This is a genomic window from Hymenobacter setariae, assembly GCF_007713685.1.
Taxonomy (GTDB): domain Bacteria; phylum Bacteroidota; class Bacteroidia; order Cytophagales; family Hymenobacteraceae; genus Hymenobacter; species Hymenobacter setariae.
In genome coordinates this window covers 770799-792760 of record NZ_VMRJ01000001.1, presented here as the reverse complement: position 1 = coordinate 792760, position 21962 = coordinate 770799, and the positions used below count along the sequence as shown (strand labels likewise).

Sequence of the window (21962 nt, the reverse complement as noted above, 5' to 3'; positions counted from 1 at the left end):
TTATGAAAAATACTGGTTCTGCCCTCGTTAGTGGACTGCTGTTTCTAGCCTCGCGCTCCCTTGCTGCGCAGCCGGCACCTATTGACCGCCAAGCGCTTGTCGAGCGCCACAAAGTCGTTGTTACGACTACTGACTCGCTCAATTCGCTGTCGGTGGGCAACGGCAAATTTGCCTTCACGGCCGACATGACGGGCCTGCAAACCTTCCCGCTGCACTACGAAAAAGGCCTGCCGCTGGGCACCGAGTCGGAGTGGGGCTGGCACCGCTTTCCCAATAAAGAGGGCTACAAGTTTGATGCAAGCCTGCGCACGTACACGCTGAACGGGCGCCCCGTGCCCTATGCGGTGCAGGTAAAAACGCCCGGCAACAAAGAGGCCGTGGATTACCTGCGGGCCAACCCGCACCGCTTGCAGCTAGGCAACCTAGGATTCGTTATTCTGAAGAAGAGTGGTCAGCCCGCCACGGTGCAGGACATCAAGAACATCCGCCAGGAGCTGAATCCGTGGACGGGCGAAATCCGCAGCCACTTCACGGTGGAGGGCACGGCCGTGGACGTGGTCACGGTGGGCCACCAAACGCAAGATGCTGTGGCGGCCCAGGTCACGTCGGAGTTGCTGAAAACCGGGCGGCTTAAGGTGGCACTTCGCTTTCCTTTCCCAACGGCTGGTTGGGCTGATATGGCTACCGATTATTCGCATCCTGAGGCGCATAAGTCGGCTATTGCGGAGCAAAAAGCTGGGCGCGCCCTGCTCACGCATCAGCTCGATACGACCAAGTATTTCGTGGCCCTAGGGTGGGGTGGGGCGGCCACGCTAACCCAAGGTCGGCCGCATGAGTTTGTGCTCACGCCGGGCCGACAGGGCAATTCGCTGGAAATAAGCGCCCTATTCACCCCGCGCAAGCCAACTGCCGCGCCCATTTTCGCCGTCACCCGCGTTAATAGCCAGCAGCAATGGCTCACCTTTTGGCGAAGCGGCGGCGCAGTCGATTTTAGCGGCACCGCCGACACTAGGGCTGCCGAGCTAGAGCGCCGCATTGTGCTCTCGCAGTACCTCACCAAGGTACACAATGCTGGCTCGCAGCCCCCGCAAGAAACTGGCTTGCTGCTTAATAGCTGGTACGGCCGCCCGCACCTCGAAATGCATTGGTGGCACGCGGCCCATTTCGCGCTGTGGGGCCGCCCCGAAATTTTGGAACGCAGCCTGACTTGGTACGCCCGCCCCGATGTGCAGGCCGAGGCCCGCGCCATTGCGCAGCGCCAAGGCTACGCTGGCTGGCGCTGGCAAAAAATGACCGACCCCTGGGGCGCCGAAGGGCCGTCGTCGGTAGGCGCGTTTCTCATTTGGCAGCAGCCGCACACCATCTATTTTGCCGAAGAAGCCTACCGCGCTCACCCCAACGCAGCCACCCTCAAGCTGTACCAAGAGCGGGTAAATCAGACTGCCGAATTCATCGCTTCGTACCCATTTTTTGAGAAAGAAAAAGGGCGCTACATCCTCGGCAAGGGTGTCATTCCGGCTCAGGAGCGATTTAAAGCGGAGGAGACTTTTAACCCCACTTTCGAGCTGGTGTACTGGCATTGGGCCCTCGAAACGGCGCAAAAATGGCGAGCGCGCCTAGGGCAGCCGCGCAACCCGCAGTGGGACGACGTGCTAGCCAAGCTCGCTCAGTTGCCTCAGGCCAATGGCGTTTACATGGCGGCCGAAAGCGCGCCCGATTCCTACACCAACCCCGAGTACAAAACCGACCACCCGGCCGTGCTTGGGGCCCTAGGCTTCATGCCCGCCACCGGCCAGCAAGATGCCGCCACCATGCGCCGCACCTTCGACCTCGTGTGGACCGATTGGAGCTGGGACAAAACCTGGGGCTGGGACTTCCCGCTCACCTCCATGACTGCCACCCGCCTAGGCCTGCCCGAAAAGGCGGTGGACGCCCTGCTGATGAAGGTGCGCACTAATACTTACCTCCCCAATGGCCATAATTATCAGGAAGGCCGCCTGCCCCTCTACCTGCCCGGCAATGGCGGCCTGCTCGCCGCCGTGGCCCTCATGTGCGCTGGCTACGACGGCTGCAAAGAGGCCAACCCTGGCATTCCCAAAGGGTGGAAAGTGCGGTGGGAAGGCCTCCAAAAAATGCCTTAAAGTCAGCCAGTAGTCGTGGACTCTGCGAGTCCGCGAGTGAGCGCAGCGAGCATCTGCGTTTGGATAGATTAGAACGTAGAATGCTCGCTGCGCTCACTCGCGGACTCGCAGAGTCCACGCTATTTTGTTTATGCTTCGCTTTCTCATCTGCCTGTTGCTCAGTACTGCCGCCTTGGCTCAACCTGCGGCGCCCAAGCCTTACTCGCAGCGCATGGCCGATGCTTTTCTGCGTTGGTACCCTGACTCGCTGGGCCTAACTCAGAATAAAGCGGCCCGCTGGGGCTACGAGCAGGGCTTGATGCTGCTGGCTATTGAGCGGGTGGCGCAGCGGACTGGCCTGCCCCGCTACCACGACTATGTGGTGCGCACACTGGACTATTTACTGCCCGGTGATGGTACCATCCTGGGCTATAAGGCGGCGGACTACAACCTCGACAACATCAATACGGGCCGGGTGCTGCTGGCCTTAGGTCGGGCGCCCGGCCCGCGCCGAGCCGTGTATCGGCAGGCGGCCCAGCTGCTGCACCAGCAGCTAACCGAGCAGCCCCACACCAGCGAAGGAGGCTACTGGCACAAGAAAAAATACACCAGCCAAATGTGGCTCGATGGCCTGTATATGGCCGAGCCCTTCGCAGCCGAATACAGCCAGGTATTTCAGGCGCCGGCAGGTTTTGACCACGTGGCGCAGCAGTTTGCACTGGTAGAAAAGCACCTCGTAGACCCCAAAACCGGCCTACTCTACCACGGCTGGGACGAAAGCCACGCCGAAAAGTGGGCCAACCCCAGCACCGGCCAGTCGCCCAATTTCTGGAGCCGGGGCATGGGCTGGTACGCCATGGCGCTGGTCGATGTGCTCGACTACTTCCCCAAAAACCACCCACAGCGGGTGCAGCTAGTCAAGTACTTGCAGCGCTTGGCGCCGGTGCTGGCCCGCTACCAAGATGCCAAAACCGGCTGTTGGTTTCAGGTTACCGACCAAGGCCAGCGGGCCGGCAACTACGTCGAAGCATCGGGCTCGTGCATGTTTGTTTACGCCCTGGCCAAGGGCGTGCGCCTAGGGTACCTCGACAAGAAATACGCGGCTGTAACCAAGAAAGGCTACGCGGGCATCCTTCAGCAGTTTGTGCAGACCGAGCCGGATGGCTTGCTGGCGCTCACGGGCACCGTGAGCGTGGGCGGCTTGGGCGGTTCGCCCTACCGCGACGGCTCCTACGAATACTACCTCAGCGAGCCGCTGAAGAAGAATGATTTCAAGGGTGTCGGCCCCTTCATTATGGCCAGCTTGGAAATGGAAGCCGCTCGCTAGGCAGTGGCCGGCGCCGTGCGCACTACTGCCCCAAGGTCAGTTAGCAGCGAAAAAAGGCCGACGTACGTGCGGTTGAGGTACACGAAGTGGGCCGAGCCGCGGGGCTCGCGCTGCTGACGCAGGTCCTTGTCCTGCATCAGGTCGTCGCCTAATGCATAGAGACTTTGCATGTAAGTGGGGTCGCCGAAGTCGAAGGTGTCCTCGCGGAAGGGGCGGCCCACCAGGCCCAGCGACTGGGTGAGGGTGCGCAGATACATCTCGCGCAGGGCTGGCGCGTCGCCGGGGCGCAGCACGCCGGCTTCGGCCAGCAGGTTTTCGAGGCGGCCGGGGTCGGCGAGGGTGGCCGGGTCGAGCAGGGCCAGAAACTGCTGCTGCTCTAGTGCAGGCACATCTTTCACGCAGCCAAAATCGAGCACGCCCACGGTGCCGCCGTTCGTGGTGCTAAAGAGGAAGTTGCCGGGGTGCGGGTCGGCGTGTAGTTGCCGCAACTCGCGCAGCTGGTACTGGTAAAAATCCCAGAGGGCCTGGCCGAGTTGGTTGCGCACTTCCTGGCTGGGGTTTTCGGCCAGAAACTCCTTCATGTGCTGGCCGGGCAGCCAGTCCATGGTGAGGATGCGCGCCGACGACAGGGCTGGGTAGTAGGTTGGAAACTGCAAATGCGGCAGGTGGCCGCACTTGGCCGCCACGGCCTGGCCGCGGCTTAGTTCAAGCTTATAATCAGTCTCTTCGAGCAAGCGCGCCTCGACCTCGGCAATGTAAGGCCGCAGGGTTTCCTCCTTCAGGCCCATGATGCGTAGCGCCACCGGCTTCACCATCGCGATGTCCGATTGAATGCTGGCGCCCACGCCGGGGTACTGCACTTTCACCGCTAGGTCCTTGCCCAGCTTGCGGGCAAAGTGCACCTGCCCAATGCTGGCCGCCTGCCGGGCGTTGGGGTCAAACTCGTCGAAAACCTCGCTAGGCGAGTGCCCAAACGCATCCCGAAACGCCTTCACTACCAGCGGCCCCGATAGCGGCGGCGTCTGGTACTGCGCCTGCCGGAACTGCTCGGCGTAGGCGGGCGGCAGCAGGTTCTTTTCCATCGCCAGCATCTGAGCCACCTTCAAGACCGAGCCCTTCATCTCGCTGAGCGTGCCGTAGAGCTCCTCCGCGTTGGCTTGGTGCAGGTCGGCGGTGGTGGAGTCGGCGCCCACTGCTTTTTTAGCATAGTGCTGCACGTAGTTGGCGCCTACCTTAAAGCCGGTTTTGGCGAAACGGGCGGCGCGGGCCACTTTGGAGGTCGGCAGCGATTCCTGAGGTTGGTCAGACATTATTGGGATAGGTCGAAAAGGATAGAAAAGGGCTAGCGGAATTGCTCCAAAATGGCTGTTCAAAAACAGCTGTCATGCTGACGAAGGAAGCATCTTATCACGCTAGGGTAAGTCATGCGAACCTGATAAGATGCTTCCTTCGTCAGCATGACAGACGATTGAGAGGCAGTGTCGCGATGTCTTGGGGGCTGCGTTCCTAGGTCCGCTTTTGCAGTAAAAACCGCCCGAAGTCTAGGGCCGAGTCAAATGTGTTGCGGCCTACTAAGTCGAAGCTCAGCGTCACGGCTTTCTCCACGGCGGCATCGGTCCGCTCAAAGTTGGCCGACTCGTCGCGTACGAAGTAGAGCAGGATAAACTGGAGCTGGCGCAGGAAAATGCGAACGTAGCCATCCTGTAGGAAGGGCCGGCTAGCGACCTCGCCCGTATTGCGGCCGGTGTGCAGCAACTCTTCCACGAAGAACTTGAAATCAGCCTCGAACTTATCTAAGACCTTGGGTATGATGGCCGGCATCCGCTTTTGCGAGCGACCTAGGGTGAGCAGCACGAAGCTGCGGTTATTCTTCAGGATTTCGAGCAGCGTGTAGTAGAAGGCCAGCAAACGCTCGCGACTGCTGTAGTTCTGCCAGGCGGGCTCCTGGGCGGCTTGCTCGCGGGCGTCGCGGCCGAAATCAGCCCAGGTTTCGCGGTCGATGGCGGCGAACGACGCAAACGAGCGGTAGAACTCGCCTTCCGAAATACCCTGCGCATCGGCGAAGGCAAACACGGTTTTAGGCGCGTGGCCGTGGCGGCGCAGGTAGTCGAGGTAGGCGGCTTTGAGAGCGGTAGTTTCCATGGTGGTATAACCACCACCGCACGGGGGTGGTTCGGGCCTAGGTCGCTTATTTACGGCCCTTGCGGATAAGGTCGAGGGCGCGGTCACGGCCGAACTTATGGTCTACTATCGGGGCCGGGTAATCGTCGGTGCCAAACTCGGGCACCCACTGCTTTACGTACTTATAATCAGGGTCGTATTGCTTGAGCTGGCTTTCGGGGCTGTATATCCGAAACCAGGGCGCGGCCACGGCACCGGTGCCGGCCATCCACTGCCAGTTGCCAATGTTATTGCTCATGTCGTAGTCGATGAGCTTTTCGGAGAAGTAATGCTCGCCAATCTTCCAATCCATGAACAGTTGCTTGACCAAAAAGCCCGCCGCCGCGATGCGGGCGCGGTTGTGCATGTAGCCCGACTGGTTGAGCTGGCGCATGCCGGCATCCACGAGCGGGTAGCCGGTGCGGCCTTCGGTCCAGGCCTGGTACTGCTCGGGGTCGTCGCGGTAGGGGAGGTGGCGCATCTTGGGGTCGTAGGCCTCATACGACGTATTGGGGTAGTGCCAGAGCAGCATCATGAAGAAGTCGCGCCATATCATCTCATTCAAGAGCTTGTTATTCAGCTCCTGGGCCTGCTGCATGATTTGCCGGATGCTAATGGTGCCAAACCGCAGATGCACCGAGCGGTGCGTGGTGCCCTTGTTATCGGCCGGAAAGTCGCGGGTTTTGTCGTAGTGCTTCACCACGTCGGCGTCGGGCAAGCGAGCGGGTGGCGTCAGCTGCTCGTGCCGCTCAAAGCCTAGGTCCTTGAGGGTAGGGCGCTTTTTGTCGCCGGCTTTCAGCGTCGCTAGGTTCTCTTTTTTAAACAGCCGCTGTGAGGGGCGTGGCTTGAAGTCCTCCGGCTTCACACGGGCTTGCCAGGCCTTGGAATAGGCGCCAAATACCTTCGACGGCTTGCCATTCTTGGTCAGTATTTCATCTTTAGCGAAAATAACTTGGTCCTTAAAGGCCTTGAACTCTGCGCCGGCTTTCTCGGCGAGCTTGGCCACGGCCGTGTCGCGCTCGGTGGCGTAGGGCTCGTAGTCCTCGTTGGTGTAGATGGCGGCCACGTCGTAGTCTTCCAGTAACTGCGTGAACACCTCCGGCACTTTGCCGAAGCGGGCCACGAAGCCACCACCGGCCTCATGTGTCTCGTCGGCCAGCCGCTCCACGTGGTCAAAGATGAAGGTGAGACGGGCGTCGTCCCTAGGTAGCTTTTCGAGGATAGTTTGGTCGTAAATGAACAAGGGCAGCACCGGGTGCCCGCTTTGCAGCGCGGCCGCCAGCCCCGCATTGTCTTGAAAGCGCAGGTCGCGCCGATGCCAGAAAATACTGATTTTCATAGAAAATAGAGCAGGAAGAAAGTAGCTTGGACTTTGTAACCCGAGTGCGAGCGCAGCGAGCATCTTGTGTGTGAGGAGTCAGCCTGACGTAACTGCTCACTGCGCTCGGACTACAAAGTCCAAGCAACAGGCTAATATTATTTCAGCTTGCCCATGCCGCCATCCACAGCTAGCACCTGGCCCGTGATGAACGTGGCTTGGTCGGAGAGTAGGAAGGCGGCCATGCCGGCTAGGTCGTCGGGCCGGCCCACGCGCTGCAAGGGGTGGCGCTTGGCGCCGGCCTCGGCCTTCTCGGGCGTGTTGAGCAGGGCGGCGGCCAGGGGCGTGTCGGTGAGGCTGGGCGCCAAGCAGTTGACGCGCAGGCCGCTGGCGGCGTACTCGGCGGCTAGGGCGCGGGTGAGGCCTTCCACGGCGGCCTTGGCGGTGGCAATGCTGGTATGGAAGCTCATGCCCACGGCCGCAGCTACCGTGCTGAACAGCACTACGCTGGCGCCACCTTCGGCCTTTTTGAGGCGCTTGATAGTTGCTTGCAGCGCCTGCACCGCGCCGAGCACGTTCAGCTCAAAGTCGCTGCGAAAATCCTCGACCGGCACCCGCTCGAAGGGCCGCAGCTTGATGGAGCCGGGGCAGTACACGAGGCCGTGCAATACGTCGGGCAGCTGGTCGAAGGCAGTGCCCACGGGCTGCGTGGCATCGTAGGTGATGTGGGTGGTACCTAGGGCCGCCAGTTCGGCCGACTGGTGGCGCGAGGCTGTGTAGAGAGTGGCGCCAGCGCTGTGCAGCAGCTGGGCCGTAGCCAGCCCAATGCCCGACGAAGCGCCGACGAGTAGAATGTTTTTTCCAGTAAAATCCATGAGGTAATGAGCCAGCTTAAAACTAGGGTAGGCTAACGGCCAAGTGGAAGCAAGGTTGGCTGTTAGTCTGCCCTACGGCCGGCTTATACCCGCGTCAGGGCCAGCTCGGGCCGCTCCGGAATGAGCAATGGGATGTTTTCGAACGTCACCGACGAGTTATCCAGCCCAAAGCTTTCTTGCTGCGTGATGCCCAGCCAGCGCAGGCCGCCGGCCAGCCGCGCCACCAGCCGCTGCCAGGCACTCAGCGACTGCGCGTAGGGTAGGGTGCGATTGAGGATAACAAACTGAAAATCGCCCACCACGTCTTGCTCGCGCAGCGAGTTATAGCGCGAGGTAATATCGATTTCCTTGGTCTTTACCAGGTCCGTCACCACTTGCCGAAACATGTAGTTGATGGCGTGGTCAACCCGAAAACCCAGCTTAAACTCGATGCGCACCAGGTCGTCGGGCAGTACCGTATCGACGTGATATTCTTTCGTATAGGGTTCGTCGGTGGTGATGACGTGGATGAGGTAGTACACGTCGGCCCGCTTGGGGCTTTTCTGAAAAATAGAGTGCGTGATGCCCCGCTCGACCTGCGCCGGGTCGGCCGAATCGGTGAGGTATACGAGGTGGGTAGCGTACTTGGCCACCGACGTATCGGCGCTCAGCTCCTTAAGCAGGGGCAGCCAGTCGGCCAGTGGCACGTACTTGATGAAGCTGTCGCGTAGGCGGCCACCTTGTATCCAGCTCACCATCACGGCCAGTAGCAGTAGGCTCATGAGCACGCTCACGTAGCCGCCCTCAGGAAACTTGCGCAGGTTGGCCGCCAAAAACGACCCCTCGATGGTAAAATAGACCAGTATCAGCAGCCCTATCCAGACGGGACTGACTTTGCGCAGGTGCAGGTAAAACGCCAGCAACACCGTGGTCATGAGCATGGTAAAGGTGATGGCCAGCCCGTAGGCCGCCTCCATGTTCGAGCTTTCGCGGAAGTATAGCACCACCCCCACACAGCCCGCGCACAGCAGCCAGTTGAGCGATGGCACGTAGGCCTGCCCGCGCAAGTCGGTAGGGTAGAGCACCTTCACCTTGGGCCAGAAATTCAGGCGCAGCGCCTCGATGATGAGCGTAAACGAGCCCGAAATGAGCGCCTGCGAGGCAATGATGGTGGCCAGCGTGCACAGCCCGATGGCCGGCAGCAGCCCCCAGGCCGGAATCATGGCGAAGAACGGATTGCGGTCGCCGAGCGGCTGCCCTAGGTGCTGGAGCAGCCACGCGCCCTGTCCTAGGTAGTTGAGCACCAGGCACACTTTCACAAAAGCCCACGACACGTAAATGTTGGGCCGCCCCACGTGGCCCATGTCGGCATAGAGCGCCTCGGCCCCCGTACTGCACAAGAAAATGGAACCTAGGAGCCAGAAGCCGCCCGGCTCACTCGCCAGCATGTGCAGGGCGTAGTAGGGGTTGAAGGCCCGCAAAACGCTGAAATCTTTCACCAGAAACTGCACGCCCAGCACCGCCAGCATGGTGAAAAATACCAGCATCACCGGCCCGAACAGCTTGCCGATAATGGCCGTGCCAAACTGCTGAATGGTAAACAACCCCAGCAGAATAACCAGCACAATAGGCACCGTCTGCAACTCCGGCTTTAGAATGCGCAGCCCCTCAATGGCCGACGACACCGAGATGGGTGGCGTAATGACGCCATCGGCCAGCAGGGCAGCAGCTCCTACGATAGCCGGCAGGTACAAGTACTTGTAATTGAGGCGCTGTAGTAGCGCGTAGAGCGACAAAATGCCGCCCTCGCCGTTATTGTCGGCCCGCATGGCGATGAGCACGTATTTGACGGTCGTGAGCAGCGTGAGCGTCCAGATAACGGCCGATACGGTGCCCAGCACCACGGCCTCGCTCACGGGCCGGCCCTCAAACACGCCGCGCACGGTATAGAGCGGCGAGGTGCCAATATCGCCGTACACGATACCTAGGGCGATGAGCGTGCCGGCCGCAGTGGCACGCGAGGTAGTAGTTTCGGTCATCTTAAGATGAAGGAATAATGAGGTCGGGCGGGTACAAAAAAGCCTCGCTGCGTACTCAACGAGGCTTTTTTAACTTGGTTAGGGCAATGCTGGCCAGCGGGCCGCACGGTTCAGCTTGCGGCCGGGCTGGGGGCGGCCTCCACAGCCGCCTTGGGCTTGCGGCCCACCAGCCAGACACCTAGGAAGATGAGCGCCGCCTGCCAGGCCTTATCCAGCGTAAACGTGTCCTTGCCCGTGGCCACCGCGATAAGCACCGCCAGCACTGGCTGCAAGTAGATGTACACGCCTAGTAGCGCTGGCGAGGCAAACTTCAACGCCCAGTTATTCAGCAGGTAAGCTAGAATAGTAAGAAAGAAAATCATGTAACCCAGCTCGCCCCAGATGAAGAGCGGAAAGCGCGCGTAGTCGGCCGCGATGGCCTGCGGCAGCCCTAGGGGCACTACCACAATGGCGCCCACTAAGAAGATGCGCGCCAGCACCGTAAACGCATGGTAGGTGCGCATAAGCGGCGCCACTAGCACCAAATACAGCCCAAACACGGCCGCATTCACTAGCAAATAGGTGTTGCCAAGCAGCAAGTTGGCGGGCACCTTGCCGGTGCTGGGGCGGCTTAGGATAAGGGCCGCCGCGCCAGCCGCGCCCAATAAGATGCCTAGCAACCGGGTGGGCGTGATTTTCTCGCTCAGCAGCACCGCCGAGGCCAGCACCACCACGATGGGCGAGACGGTTTGGAGCAGCGAGGCGTTGATGGGCGTGGTGAGGTTGAGGCCCGCAAAGAAGGTGACTTGGTTGAGGGCGATACCTAGGAGCCCGCTGGCTACCGCGCGAATGTTGTCGGCCCGACCCGTGATTTTGTCGTTGGGTGCGACTATGCGTTTCAGCAAGGCAAAGAACAGCGCCGCCCCGCTGATACGCAGCGTCACGATGCCCAGCGGCTGCATGTAGTGCGGCATAATGTCCTTGGCGAGGCTATAGGTGCCGGCGTAGATGAGCGACACCAGAAACAGCGCCGTGTGCAGGCGAAACTTAGAAACCATAGGGGAGGGGCGCACGTTGCGCGAACTTTGTAGTTCGCGTCCGTTTGGTTGCCCGCTAACAGACGCGAACTACAAAGTTCGCGCAACACTGCTCTATGGCCTCGCTTTTCGATAATCCTACTACCGCCCCCCTGGCCGAGCGCCGCCGTCCGCACCGCCTGGCCGACTACGCTGGCCAAACCCACCTGCTGGGCGAAAATGGCGTGCTACGCCGCTACCTGGCCGCTGGGCGCCTGCCCTCGCTCATACTTTGGGGCCCGCCGGGCGTGGGCAAAACTACCCTGGCTTTGCTGCTGGCCGAGGAGCTGAAGCGACCTTTCTTTATGCTGTCAGCCATCAATGCGGGCGTGAAGGACGTGCGCGACGTGATAGACCGCGCCAAGAAGCAGACGGGCACGGTGCTCTTTATTGATGAGATTCACCGCTTTAGCAAGGCGCAGCAAGATGCCCTGTTGGGCGCGGTCGAAAACGGTACCGTCACGCTCATCGGCGCCACCACCGAAAATCCTTCGTTTGAAGTAATTCCGGCCTTGCTTTCGCGCTGCCAGGTGTACACGCTGGAGGCCCTGAGCGCCGAAACGCTACGCGAAATCATTCGCCGGGCGCTGACCGAGGACGAGGTGCTGAGCAAAATCCCGGTCGATGTTATCGAGGACCACGCACTGTTAGCTCTCAGCGGCGGCGACGCCCGCAAGCTCCTAGGTCTGCTGGAACTGGTGGTACAGAGCACGCCACCCGATGCTAACGGCCGCGTGCAACTTACCGATGCCGCCGTGCAGCAAACCGCCCAGCGCCCCATTGCGCGCTACGACAAGGGCGGCGAGATGCACTACGACGTGATTTCGGCCTTCATCAAGAGTATTCGAGGCTCGGACCCCAACGCGGCGCTCTACTACCTGGCCGTGATGCTGGAAGGTGGCGAAGACGTCAAATTCATCGCCCGCCGCCTGCTCATTCTCTCCTCCGAAGACATCGGCAACGCTAATCCTAACGCCCTACTGCTGGCCCAAAGCTGCTTCCAGGCCTGCACCGTCATTGGCCTGCCCGAGTCCGACTTGATTCTGAGTCAGACGGTTATCTATCTCGCTACTTCGCCCAAGAGCAACGCGGCCTACACGGCCATCCGGGCGGCGCAAGCCCAGGTGCGGCAGCACGGCGTGCACCCTGTACCGGTGCCCCTGCGCAATGCGCCCACCAAGCTCATGAAAAGCCTAGGCTATGGCGATGCTTACCAGTACTCGCACAACGGCGTGGGCAACTTTGCCTACCAGGAGTTCATGCCCGACGCCCTCAGCGGCACCCGCTTCTACGACCCCGGCGACAACCCGCTGGAGGCCAAAATAAGGGAGCGCCTGCGCGGCTGGTGGCAAGACAAGTACGACTATTAATCGCAGATTCAAACGGATTTTTAGGATTTAACGGATACGCCCGCCTCCGGCGGGCTGACTACCAACACTAGCCCAACACTGGCGCGAGTTTAGCGCAGCGTAACTCGTGCCTAGGTATGACGTGGAGGTTATACCTCCACTGCCGCGCTAGCGGCAACCCACGTTTGGCCAACACTACCTTTCAGTGGAAAATTGCCGCGTTGCGGCAGTGGAGGCGCAGCCTCCACGTCATAGCCAGCACGAGTTACGCTGCGCTAAACTCGCGCTAGTACCAGTGTAATGCCAGAGCCCGCGTCGCGATAGAGGTAGCAGAAACCAGCGGCCGTATCTTGCCGCCCGAGTTAGTCAGCCCGGCGGCGCCGGGCGTATCTACGAAATCCGTTTAATCCGTTATAATCTGCGGTCCTGTGAGGCAATTTTTTAAGTTTGTGCTGGCCACGATAGTGGGGCTGGTGCTGTTTTCGGTGTTGGGTTTCATCCTGCTCATCGGGCTGGGTAAGGCGCTGGGCAGCAGTACCGAAAAGTCGGTGGCATCTAATTCGGTACTAGAGCTGAAGCTCGATAAGCCTATCTCGGAGCGCGCTCAGAGCGCCGATTTGAACCCCCTAGGGGGCAATCAAGCCACCATCGGGCTGGTCAACTTAAAGGAAGTAATTCGCCGGGCCAAAACCGACGGCGACATCAAAGGCATTCTGCTCAACTTGGAGTTGGTGCAGGGAGGCATGGCCAGCCTGGAGGAAGTGCGCGATGCGCTGCTCGACTTTAAAAAGAGCGGCAAATTCATCGTGGCCTATCACGAAATCGCCTCCGAGAAAAGCTACTACCTCTCTAGCGTAGCCGACCAGATTTACCTGCACCCGCTGGGCACGCTGGAGTTCAACGGCCTAAGCTCAGAGGTGATGTTCTACAAGCGGCTGTTCGACAAGGCTGGGATTGAGCCGTATATCTTCCGGGTGGGCTCGTTTAAGAGCGCTGTAGAGCCATTCTTTCGCGAAAACTTCTCGGACTCGGCTCGCTACCAGACGGTGGCCTACCTCAACTCGCTCAATGGCCACATGCTCGGCCAGGTGGCTGCCAGCCGCCAGATACCTGAGCCGCGCCTGAAAGTGATTTCTGACTCCATGCTGGTGCACAACGCCAAGGACGCGCTGCGCCTGAAGCTGGTGACTAAGCTTGGCTACTTTGACGAGGTGCAGGACTACCTGCGCGGCAAACTGGGCCTAGCTAAGGATAAAAAGCCCGGCCTCGTGTCCCTAGGTGAGTACCAAGACGCCGACAAGGCCGATGAGAAGGAAGGCAATACCAGCGGCAACCGCATCGCGGTTATTTACGCCGAGGGCGACATCGTAACGGGCCGCGGGTCAGACGATAACATCGGCAGCGACAAGTTTGCCGAGGCCATCCGCAAGGCTCGCCTCGACGATAAAGTGAAGGCCGTGGTGCTGCGCATCAACTCGCCGGGCGGCTCGTCGCTGGCGTCCGACATCATCTACCGCGAGGTATTGCTGACTAAGAAAGTGAAGCCCATCATCGCTAGCATGAGCGACGTGGCGGCCTCGGGCGGCTACTTCATTGCTATGGCCTGCGATACTATTGTGGCCCACCCCAATACCATTACAGGGAGCATCGGCGTGTTTGGCGTGCTGCCCAACATCCAGCCGCTGCTGGCCGACAAGCTCGGCATCACCGTGGACCGCGTGAATACGGGCAAGTTCTCGGACTTGCCCACCATTACCCGCTCGCTTACCGACTACGAGAAAAAAGAGCTGCAACTGGAAGTAAACGAGATATATGCCGACTTCACGAGCAAGGCGGCCCTAGGTCGGCACATGCCCGTCGAGCGCCTGCGCCGCATTGCGTCGGGCCGCGTGTGGAGCGGTAGCGAGGGCAAAGCCATTGGCCTGGTCGATGTGCTGGGTTCGTACGACGATGCCCTGAAGATTGCGGCCAGCCGCGCCCACCTCAAGGCCGACGACTACAAAGTGCAGCGCCTGCCGCGTCAGAAATCGGCCATTGAGAAATTCTTCAGCCGCTTTGGTGGTGATGATGAAGACCAGGCTGCTGCCGAAGCCCGCCTGCTGCAAGCTAAGCTGGGCCCACTTTACCCCGCCGTGCGCCAATACCAGCAGCTGATGCAAATGCGCGGCGTGCAAGCTCGCCTGCCTTATGAGCTAGAAATTAAATAGTTGAATAGTTTGTCTGTTGCCTAATCGTCTGTTGTGCCGACGAAGGAAGCATCTTGGCCCGTTCGCTTGCGTCATTGCAGCGTCACTACCAAGATGCCCTTTCGTCGGCACGATAGACGATTTTGAGTTTTAAGCCCACCCCATGCGTTCCGTTTTTTTAAGTGCTCTAGCGCTGGCTGGCCTCGCCCACGCCGCCACCGCCCAAACCACCCCCACGCTTTACCAGCCCCGCGACATCAAGCGGGCGTTTGACCGCGGCACCCGCGCCGCCGATGGCCGCCCCGGCCCCAAGTACTGGCAAAATCGCGGCCGCTACGATATCACGGTGCAGGCCGCGCCGCCGTCGCGCGACATTCGGGGGCGCGAAACGATAACGTATTTTAACAACAGCCCCGACACGCTGAAGCAGCTGGTACTGCGCATCATCATGAATGTGCACAAGCCCGAGGCGGCGCGGGAGGGCAATGTATCGCCCGACTACCTCACTTCGGGCGTCGTGATTGACAGCTTCCAGGTGGCGGGCCAACTGCGCCCGCTGCCGCCCGACCTAGGTACCGCGCCAAGCGTGCGCCTGCCCAAGGCGCTGGCCCCGCACGACTCGGTGAAGCTCGCCGTGGCCTGGCACTTCCCCCTTTCAGTACAGAGCGGGCGCGAGGGCATGATTGACAAGACCACGTACTTCCTGGCGTATTTCTACCCTAGGGTGGCCGTCTACGACGACTACAACGGCTGGGACCGGCTGCCCTTCCTGAACGACAAGGAGTTTTACAACGACTTCAACGACTACACCTTGCGCGTGAAGGCGCCCGCCAACTACATCGTGTGGGCCACCGGCACGCTCCAAAACCCCAAGCAGGTGCTGCAGCCCGCGGCGGCCAAGCGCCTCGAAAAGTCGATGACCAGTGATGAGCTGATTCACGTGGCCACCGCCGCCGACCTCGCCAAGAAAAGCATTACGGCGCAGCAGCCGATGAACACGTGGGTGTGGAAGGCCACTGATATTCCGGACATGACGGTGGGCCTCAGCGACCATTACGTGTGGGATGCGGCCAGCGTCATCGTGGACCCCGCCACCAAGCGCCGGGCCAGCGTGCAGGCCGCCTTTGCCGACGCGACTAAGGACTTTCACTCTTCCGTAAAGTTTGGGCAGAACGCCCTAGGGTGGTTTTCGCGCAACTGGCCGGGCGTGCCGTACCCGTATCCGAAAATGACGGCTTTCCAGGGCTTTGCCGACATGGAATACCCCATGATGGTGAACGACAGCCCGGCCGATGATTTGCAGTTTGCGCAGCTGGTACAAGACCACGAGATTGCCCACACGTACTTCCCGTTTTATATGGGCATCAACGAGAGCCGTTATGCCTTCATGGACGAGGGCTGGGCTACCACGTTTGAGCTGCTCATTGGCAGGGCCGAAAACGGCACCGCAGCGGCCGACGACTTCTACCGTAAGTTTCGGGTGACCAACTGGATAAACAATCCCAGCACCGCCCAGGACCTGCCCATCATCACGCCCAGCAGCGAACTCAAGGCCGGTTACGGCAACAACTCCTATGGCAAGGCGTCGCTCAGCTACTTGGCCCTCAAGGATATGCTCGGCGATGAGCTGTTCAAGAAATGCCTGCATACCTACATGGACCGCTGGCACAGCAAGCACCCCATTCCGTGGGATTACTTCAACACCATGAGCAACGCCTCGGGGCAGGACCTGACCTGGTTTTTTCAGAACTGGTTTTTCAGCAACAACTACATCGACCTGGCCCTCACCAAAGCCGATAAAACCGCCCAGGGCACGACCGTCAGCATCAAGAATATCGGTGGTTTCGCCGTGCCCGTGGACCTGAAAGTGGACTACGCCGACGGCAGCACCGAAACCCTACACCGCACCCCTGAGCTCTGGCGCGCCAACCAACAGCAAGCCAGCATCACGGTGCCCGGTAGCAAAGCCGTGCGCGCCGTCTCGCTCGACCACGGCCTGTATATGGACGCTGACACCAAGAACGACCGGCTGACGGTGCAGTAAAACCGCAAGAAGTTTGAAAAAGCGTCTGTCATGCTGAGCTTGCGAAGCATCTTCTCACGCTAGGTCACTCTAACGTGAGAAGATGCTTCGCAAGCTCAGCATGACAGACGCTTTTATTCGTTTATACCTATGCAACACCTCCAGGAAGCCGTCGCCTTCATCCAAACCCAAACGCAGCACTTTGCGCCTAGCACCGGCATCATTCTCGGCACTGGCTTAGGGGCACTGGCCAAAGAAGTTGAAATTCAGCACGAAATCAGTTACGCCGACATTCCGCACTTCCCGGTTAGCACGGTGGAGAGCCATGCCGGGCGCCTGCTCCTAGGTACGCTCAGCGGTCAAAAGGTGGTGGTGCTGCAAGGCCGCTTTCACTACTACGAGGGCTACTCGATGGAGCAGGTGGTGTTTCCGGTGCGCGTGATGAAATTGCTCGGCATCAAGCAATTGTTTGTGAGCAACGCGGCTGGGGGGCTCAACCCCGAGTTTCAAATCTCGGATTTGATGCTCATCGACGACCACATCAACCTACTGCCCAGCAACCCGCTCATCGGGCCTAATGACGCGCAGCTCGGCCCGCGCTTCCCCGATATGTACGCTGCCTACGACCCGGCACTGCTCGCCCGCGCTCGCGCTGCGGCCGTGGCCCTAGGCCAGAACGAAACGACCCAGCGTGGTGTGTACGTGGCCGTGCCCGGTCCCATGCTCGAAACGCCGGCCGAGTACCGCTACCTGCGTACCATCGGGGCTGATGCTGTGGGCATGAGCACTGTGCCTGAAGTCATTGCGGCGCGGCACCTAGGGCTGCCCGTGCTGGCCGTGTCGGTTATTACGGACCTCTGCTATCCCGGCCAGCTCAAGCCGGTGGTAATTGCCGATATTCTGGCTGCCGCGGCCGTGGCCGAGCCTCGGCTCACGGCCCTCATGAAGGCCGTGCTGGCAGCTGAGTAGGAGCTAGGGCAGCGAGTAGGCTACTTCAAAATCAACACCTTCTGGTCTTTCACGAGTACCGTGAAGACGCCGATGCCGCCCTGCACGGTATTGTGAATGGCCGAAGGCTGCGAAAAGGGATTGCCGTTGGCATTGCGGGCATCGCGTACCGACTGGCGGAAGTCAAAATACAGCGAATCGACATGGTAGAGCGTGGCCGTGATGGTGTCGTAGGGCCGAAAGCGGTAGCGCGTGACCTGCGCATAAGACTGGCCGTTGAAGAGCCGGTCGCGGATGTCGTTGTCGGTTTCGGAGTTGTTCGATGGCCGGCCCTTGTGCAGCATCAGACGATAAAAGTCGGTAGTGGCGCCGGGGTCGGTCCACTTGGTCATAAAATACGCGCGGCGGCTGGTATCCGTCTGAGTGTTAAACTTATATTTAACTGAGTCGATAGGAATAAATGTGGGCACCACCGTAGTGCCCGTGACGTGCCGCCCGCGCTGGTCCTGCGCATCCAGCGCAAACTGCTGCCCGGCCCGCGCCGTGATGGGCCCGGTGCCGATGTGAGTGTAGTACTTGCCCGTGGCCGCATCTAGGCCGGGCCTGAAGACTAGGTTCATCGTCCGCCCGTTGGGCAAGGTCAGCTTCGCGGCTACGTCAGTAGGCAGCTGCACATTTTGGCCGTTAGGTAGCTTCAATAAGTAGGAGCCGGCCGCTGCGGCTTGGCCGTCATCGAGGTAAGGCACCGACTCAGTGACGGCCAGCCGTGGGGTGCGGCCGTTTTCGAGGTAGCACTCCACCACTAGTTGATTGGCATAGGCCGGCAGCGGCACGTTGATATCCTTTTGCAAGCTGCCGCAGCCCGCCAGCCCACCTAGCAGCGCGCCAGAGATAAGCGTCCTAACTAATTTTCTAAAACTAAGGCTATCCATGAAATAATCGAAAACCATCTGAACTGAAAGCATCAAAAACCAACGTCAGCAAGCGTATCTACGAAACCTATTAAATTATTTTGAATCTGTGGTTTAGAAGCGGAAATTGTACGTCACGGACGGAATGAATGGAAACAGCGACACTTGCCGCGCTGCGTAGCCGGTCACTTTATCGGTGGCCTTGTCGCGGGTCTGGTCGAAATAAATGAAGTAAGCATTGCGCCGGTTGTAGGCGTTGTAGATGCTGAAGGTCAGGTCGCGGTCGCCGCCGATGCGTGAGGGGCGCAGCTTGTACACCACGCCTAGGTCGAGGCGGTGGTAGGGGATGAGGCGGTACGAATTGCGGTCGGGGTAAATAGGCACCGCCTGAATACCGCCCTGGTAGATATCCTGCAACGCAAACCGACCTAGGGGCAGCGTAGTAGGCGCACCGCTAGTAAAGACAAAGCTGGCTGTGAGATTGATACGCGCATTAAGCTGGTGCAGCACCACCACGTTCAGGTTGTGGCGGCGGTCGTAGTTGGGATAAAAATCGCGGCCGCCGTTGATGCCCGTGGTGCCGAGCTGAGGTGGAAAATTGCGCTTGGTCCAGGCCAGGGTGTAGCCTATCCAGCCGGTGGTTTTGCCAGTTTTTTTCTCTAGGTATAGCTCATTGCCATAGGCCCAGCCGCGGCCGAAGAGGAACTGCGAATCGAGGTCGTTATTAGCAAAAATTTGGGCGCCGTCCTTGAAATCAATGACGTTGCGCGCCCATTTATAATACACCTCATTAGTAAGCAAGTACTTGCCATCGCCCAGCAAAAAGCTTGCGCCGGTGCTCACCTGCTGCGAGCGCTCGGGCTTCACCGACAAGCGCGAGGGGTACCAGATATCGGTGGGCAGCGAGGCGCCCGAGTTCGATACCAAGTGAACGTATTGGTACATAAGGGCGTAGCTGCCCTTGAGCGCTACCTTGTCGGTGAGCGAGTAGCGGGCCGAGGCGCGGGGCTCGATGCCGCCATAGGTATTGGTGCCGCTGCGAAAGCCCGAGAATCGCAGCCCGCCTTCAAGCTGGAGCTTGTCGCTGGCCTTGAAGTTGTCGGAGGCGTAGAGGCCGGCTTCCTGGCCAGTGTAGTTGACATCGGCCCCGAAGTTCACGCTGTTGTCCTGCGAGCTGCGTTGCAAGCGGCCCACCCCAAAATTGTGCTCCGTGAGCATCGCGCCCACCTTGATAGTGTGCCGCTCGTTGGGTACATAGTCGAGGTCGGCGCGCTGGGTATAATCCAGAATAGTCGAGCCTAGGGTAAAGCTAAACTGGTCGATGCTGTTGTTGAGGTCGTACTTGTAGGTCGTTACGGCAGCCGAGGTATTTAGCGTGAGCCGTGGCGAAAACACGTGCTGCCAGCGCAGTACGCCTAGGGTATTGCCCCAGGTGAAATTCGACTTAAAGCCATTGGGTGAGGTAAAGCCGAAAATGTCGCGCCCTAGGTAGCCCGTGAAAAACAGCTGGTCCTTCTCGCCCAGCGAATAGTTAGCCTTGGCATTGAAGTCGTAGAAGTAATAGTCCGGAATAGGACTGTAATCTTCCTTGCCCTCGTTGGCCCGGTTGAGGGCGCGGGTAAAAATGTCGAAGTACGTGCGCCGCCCGCTCACCAAAAACGAGCCTTTGCCCTTGTTAATGGGTCCCTCAAAGGTGAGGCGTGACGAAATAAGCCCGATGCCGCCCGACGTGGTGAATTTCTGGCGGTCGCCCTCGCGCAGCTTCACATCGACCACCGACGACAGCCGCCCGCCATACTGCGCCGGAAAGCCCGCCTTGTATAAATCGACGCTCTGCACCGCGTCGGAGTTGAACACCGAAAATAGCCCGAACAAGTGGTTGGGGTTGTAAACCAGTACATTGTCGAGTAATATCAGATTTTGGTCTGAAGAGCCGCCGCGCACAAACAAACCGCTGCTGCCCTCGCCGCCGCTTTGCACGCCCGGCTTCAGCTGCAGAGTTTTCAGGATATCGACCTCGCCAAACAGGGCCGGCAGCAGCTTGGCCTCCCGAATACTGAGGTGCTCGACGCCCATCTGAGTGGTCGTCAGCTTCTCTTTTAGCGACTGCTGGCCCTGTACCACCACCTCGCCCAGCTCGCTCTGGCTGGCGGCCAGCGTGAAGTTGTAGTGCTGGTTGCGGGTCAGCTTCACCTCGGCCGTTTGGGAAGTATAGCCCACAAACGACACTACCACCTGCTGCGGCCCAGCGGGTAGGTCCAATTGGTAGGTGCCGTCGGTTTCCGTAGCGGTGCCCAGCCCTAGGGCTGGTACTGCCACCGTGGCGCCGGGCAGGGCCGTGCCATCGGCCGCGCGCACAATACCGCTCAGGATATGGCGCACCTGCCCGAGGCTTACGCCGGGTAATAAGACAACTAATAAGCTAATTAATACACTATTGCGTAGGGCAATCTGACTCATACTGCAAAGTAATCACCACGGGGGCGTGGCGCGTAGCCAACGCACCCCGAAAGTGTTTAGTTTGCATATACCCTATAACTTCATTCAAAATTCATTTATAAATAAGCGCCTACGCTCTGGTTGAGCTGCGCAGCGGGTACCACGCCCGCCTGCCGCCACACGGGCTGGCCCTTATGAAAAAGAATGAGGGTAGGGATACTTTGCACGCGAAATTGCTGCGCCACGGCCGGGTTCTTGTCCACGTCGATTTTTATGATGCGCAGCTTGCCTTCGTGCTGGGCCGCCACTTGCTGCAAGATGGGCGCCATCGTCTTACAAGGGCCGCACCAGTCGGCATAAAAATCGACGAGCACGGGCATGCCGGGGCTATTGATGAGTTCGGAAAAAGACTTGCGAGGCATGGCGAATTTGCGTGATGAGTTAAAAAAGGTAGGGGGTAGGAGCCAAGTCGGGCGGCCCGCTACGACACGGGCGGGGTAAGTTTGCAGTCCGAAGTGGGCACCTAGGTAGCTTAGTACCGGTCTGCGCTGGCTTCGGTTTCGTTTTGCTGCCTCCCAATCCGCTCACTCGTCCGCCCGCCTGGCTGCGGCCCATTTTTTCGGGCAGCGAATGGCGCGGCGCGCCCACCGGCCCCACGGGCCGCCCGCGGCTCTACCTCACCTTCGACGACGGCCCCATTCCGGAAGAAACTCCTTGGGTGCTAGAGCAACTGGCGGCCTACCAGGCGCAAGCCACGTTTTTTTGCGTGGGCGACAACCTAGGGCGCCACCCCGACATTGCCCGCGCTGCACTGGCTGCTGGCCACCGCCTCGGCAACCACACCCAGCACCACCGCAGCGCCTGGAACACGCCCCGCCCCGCCTATCTAGCCGATGTAGCCGCGTGCCAGCGGCAGCTAGCCGACCTAGGAGTGCCCAGCGCGGCGCAGCAACCGCTTTTTCGCCCGCCCTACGGCCGCCTCACGTGGCCGGTGCTGCGGCAACTGCGGGCCGAGTACCGCGTCATTATGTGGTCCTTGCTCACCCGCGACTACGACCGCGACCTCTCGCCCGAGCGGGCCCTGCGCCTGACTTTAGCCGCCACCCGCCCCGGCGATATTGTGGTGCTGCACGACTCGCGCAAGGCCAGCCGCTCGCTGCGCTTTCTGCTACCGCGGCTGCTGGCGCACTACGGCGACCTAGGCTATGAATTTGCCACGCTTTAAGTAAAACC

At 59.9% G+C, this 21962-nt stretch carries 16 protein-coding genes; 7 read left to right on the top strand and 9 right to left on the bottom strand.

From position 1 onward, the window contains the following. Positions 1 to 2: 2 nt before the first annotated feature. Together FNT36_RS03425 and FNT36_RS03420 are read left to right on the top strand one after the other, a co-directional pair. Complete coding sequence (locus tag FNT36_RS03425; RefSeq protein WP_233635652.1) at positions 3 to 2141, top strand: hypothetical protein; 2139 nt, start codon at positions 3 to 5, stop codon at positions 2139 to 2141. Between the two features lie 130 nt (positions 2142 to 2271). Next, positions 2272 to 3447: a glycoside hydrolase family 88/105 protein gene (locus FNT36_RS03420; RefSeq protein WP_233635651.1), complete on the top strand. Its 1176-nt coding sequence runs from the start codon at positions 2272 to 2274 to the stop codon at positions 3445 to 3447. Here FNT36_RS03420 and FNT36_RS03415 read toward each other — a convergent pair. From FNT36_RS03415 to FNT36_RS03390, 6 genes are all read right to left on the bottom strand, one after another. Beyond that, on the bottom strand, positions 3444 to 4757 hold the full coding sequence (locus FNT36_RS03415; RefSeq protein WP_144844371.1) for an ABC1 kinase family protein: 1314 nt from the start codon (positions 4755 to 4757) through the stop codon (positions 3444 to 3446). The two genes, FNT36_RS03420 and FNT36_RS03415, sit on opposite strands and share 4 nt — an antisense overlap. Positions 4758 to 4953: 196 nt before the next feature. Then, positions 4954 to 5589: a TetR family transcriptional regulator C-terminal domain-containing protein gene (locus FNT36_RS03410; RefSeq protein ID WP_144844369.1), complete on the bottom strand. Its 636-nt coding sequence runs from the start codon at positions 5587 to 5589 to the stop codon at positions 4954 to 4956. Positions 5590 to 5635: 46 nt separating this feature from the next. After that, positions 5636 to 6946, bottom strand: coding sequence for a cryptochrome/photolyase family protein (locus FNT36_RS03405; protein WP_144844367.1), 1311 nt, complete (start codon positions 6944 to 6946; stop codon positions 5636 to 5638). A 137-nt stretch (positions 6947 to 7083) separates the two neighbouring features. Beyond that, on the bottom strand, positions 7084 to 7800 hold the full coding sequence (locus FNT36_RS03400) for an SDR family NAD(P)-dependent oxidoreductase (protein WP_144844365.1): 717 nt from the start codon (positions 7798 to 7800) through the stop codon (positions 7084 to 7086). Between the two features lie 83 nt (positions 7801 to 7883). After that, positions 7884 to 9818, bottom strand: a complete 1935-nt coding sequence (locus tag FNT36_RS03395; RefSeq protein WP_144844363.1) for a KUP/HAK/KT family potassium transporter — start codon at positions 9816 to 9818, stop codon at positions 7884 to 7886. A 110-nt stretch (positions 9819 to 9928) separates the two neighbouring features. Next, positions 9929 to 10855 (bottom strand): DMT family transporter, encoded by a 927-nt coding sequence (locus tag FNT36_RS03390; protein ID WP_144844361.1) that lies wholly within the window; start codon positions 10853 to 10855, stop codon positions 9929 to 9931. Between the two features lie 95 nt (positions 10856 to 10950). Between FNT36_RS03390 and FNT36_RS03385 the strand changes: the two genes are divergently transcribed. From FNT36_RS03385 to FNT36_RS03370, 4 genes are all read left to right on the top strand, one after another. Then, positions 10951 to 12243, top strand: coding sequence for a replication-associated recombination protein A (locus FNT36_RS03385; RefSeq protein WP_144844359.1), 1293 nt, complete (start codon positions 10951 to 10953; stop codon positions 12241 to 12243). A gap of 407 nt (positions 12244 to 12650) precedes the next feature. Further along, positions 12651 to 14429: a signal peptide peptidase SppA gene (gene sppA / locus FNT36_RS03380; RefSeq protein WP_144844357.1), complete on the top strand. Its 1779-nt coding sequence runs from the start codon at positions 12651 to 12653 to the stop codon at positions 14427 to 14429. Positions 14430 to 14571: 142 nt separating this feature from the next. After that, on the top strand, positions 14572 to 16452 hold the full coding sequence (locus FNT36_RS03375; RefSeq protein ID WP_144844355.1) for a M1 family metallopeptidase: 1881 nt from the start codon (positions 14572 to 14574) through the stop codon (positions 16450 to 16452). 129 nt (positions 16453 to 16581) lie between these two features. Then, positions 16582 to 17400, top strand: a complete 819-nt coding sequence (locus tag FNT36_RS03370; RefSeq protein ID WP_144844353.1) for a purine-nucleoside phosphorylase — start codon at positions 16582 to 16584, stop codon at positions 17398 to 17400. 20 nt (positions 17401 to 17420) lie between these two features. On the opposite strand, the gene FNT36_RS03365 is transcribed toward FNT36_RS03370, so the two are convergent. From FNT36_RS03365 to trxA, 3 genes are all read right to left on the bottom strand, one after another. After that, a complete protein-coding gene (locus tag FNT36_RS03365; RefSeq protein WP_233635650.1) occupies positions 17421 to 18311 on the bottom strand; it encodes a DUF4249 domain-containing protein in 891 nt (296 codons plus the stop codon). 93 nt (positions 18312 to 18404) lie between these two features. Beyond that, a complete protein-coding gene (locus tag FNT36_RS03360; RefSeq protein WP_144844349.1) occupies positions 18405 to 20750 on the bottom strand; it encodes a TonB-dependent receptor in 2346 nt (781 codons plus the stop codon). Between the two features lie 95 nt (positions 20751 to 20845). Beyond that, a complete protein-coding gene (gene trxA / locus FNT36_RS03355) occupies positions 20846 to 21151 on the bottom strand; it encodes a thioredoxin (RefSeq protein WP_144844347.1) in 306 nt (101 codons plus the stop codon). 143 nt (positions 21152 to 21294) lie between these two features. Between trxA and FNT36_RS03350 the strand changes: the two genes are divergently transcribed. Further along, positions 21295 to 21954 (top strand): polysaccharide deacetylase family protein, encoded by a 660-nt coding sequence (locus FNT36_RS03350; protein ID WP_233635649.1) that lies wholly within the window; start codon positions 21295 to 21297, stop codon positions 21952 to 21954. Positions 21955 to 21962: the final 8 nt, after the last annotated feature.

Coding starts and splice junctions, on each gene's coding strand:
- FNT36_RS03375 (WP_144844355.1), top strand. CDS start 14,572: ATGCGTTCCGTTTTTTTAAGTGCTCTAGCGCTGGCTGGCCTCGCCCAC.
- FNT36_RS03415 (WP_144844371.1), bottom strand. CDS start 4,757: ATGTCTGACCAACCTCAGGAATCGCTGCCGACCTCCAAAGTGGCCCGC.
- FNT36_RS03420 (WP_233635651.1), top strand. CDS start 2,272: ATGCTTCGCTTTCTCATCTGCCTGTTGCTCAGTACTGCCGCCTTGGCT.
- FNT36_RS03365 (WP_233635650.1), bottom strand. CDS start 18,311: ATGGATAGCCTTAGTTTTAGAAAATTAGTTAGGACGCTTATCTCTGGC.
- FNT36_RS03400 (WP_144844365.1), bottom strand. CDS start 7,800: ATGGATTTTACTGGAAAAAACATTCTACTCGTCGGCGCTTCGTCGGGC.
- FNT36_RS03395 (WP_144844363.1), bottom strand. CDS start 9,818: ATGACCGAAACTACTACCTCGCGTGCCACTGCGGCCGGCACGCTCATC.
- FNT36_RS03390 (WP_144844361.1), bottom strand. CDS start 10,855: ATGGTTTCTAAGTTTCGCCTGCACACGGCGCTGTTTCTGGTGTCGCTC.
- FNT36_RS03425 (WP_233635652.1), top strand. CDS start 3: ATGAAAAATACTGGTTCTGCCCTCGTTAGTGGACTGCTGTTTCTAGCC.
- FNT36_RS03385 (WP_144844359.1), top strand. CDS start 10,951: ATGGCCTCGCTTTTCGATAATCCTACTACCGCCCCCCTGGCCGAGCGC.
- FNT36_RS03410 (WP_144844369.1), bottom strand. CDS start 5,589: ATGGAAACTACCGCTCTCAAAGCCGCCTACCTCGACTACCTGCGCCGC.
- FNT36_RS03370 (WP_144844353.1), top strand. CDS start 16,582: ATGCAACACCTCCAGGAAGCCGTCGCCTTCATCCAAACCCAAACGCAG.
- trxA (WP_144844347.1), bottom strand. CDS start 21,151: ATGCCTCGCAAGTCTTTTTCCGAACTCATCAATAGCCCCGGCATGCCC.
- FNT36_RS03405 (WP_144844367.1), bottom strand. CDS start 6,946: ATGAAAATCAGTATTTTCTGGCATCGGCGCGACCTGCGCTTTCAAGAC.
- FNT36_RS03360 (WP_144844349.1), bottom strand. CDS start 20,750: ATGAGTCAGATTGCCCTACGCAATAGTGTATTAATTAGCTTATTAGTT.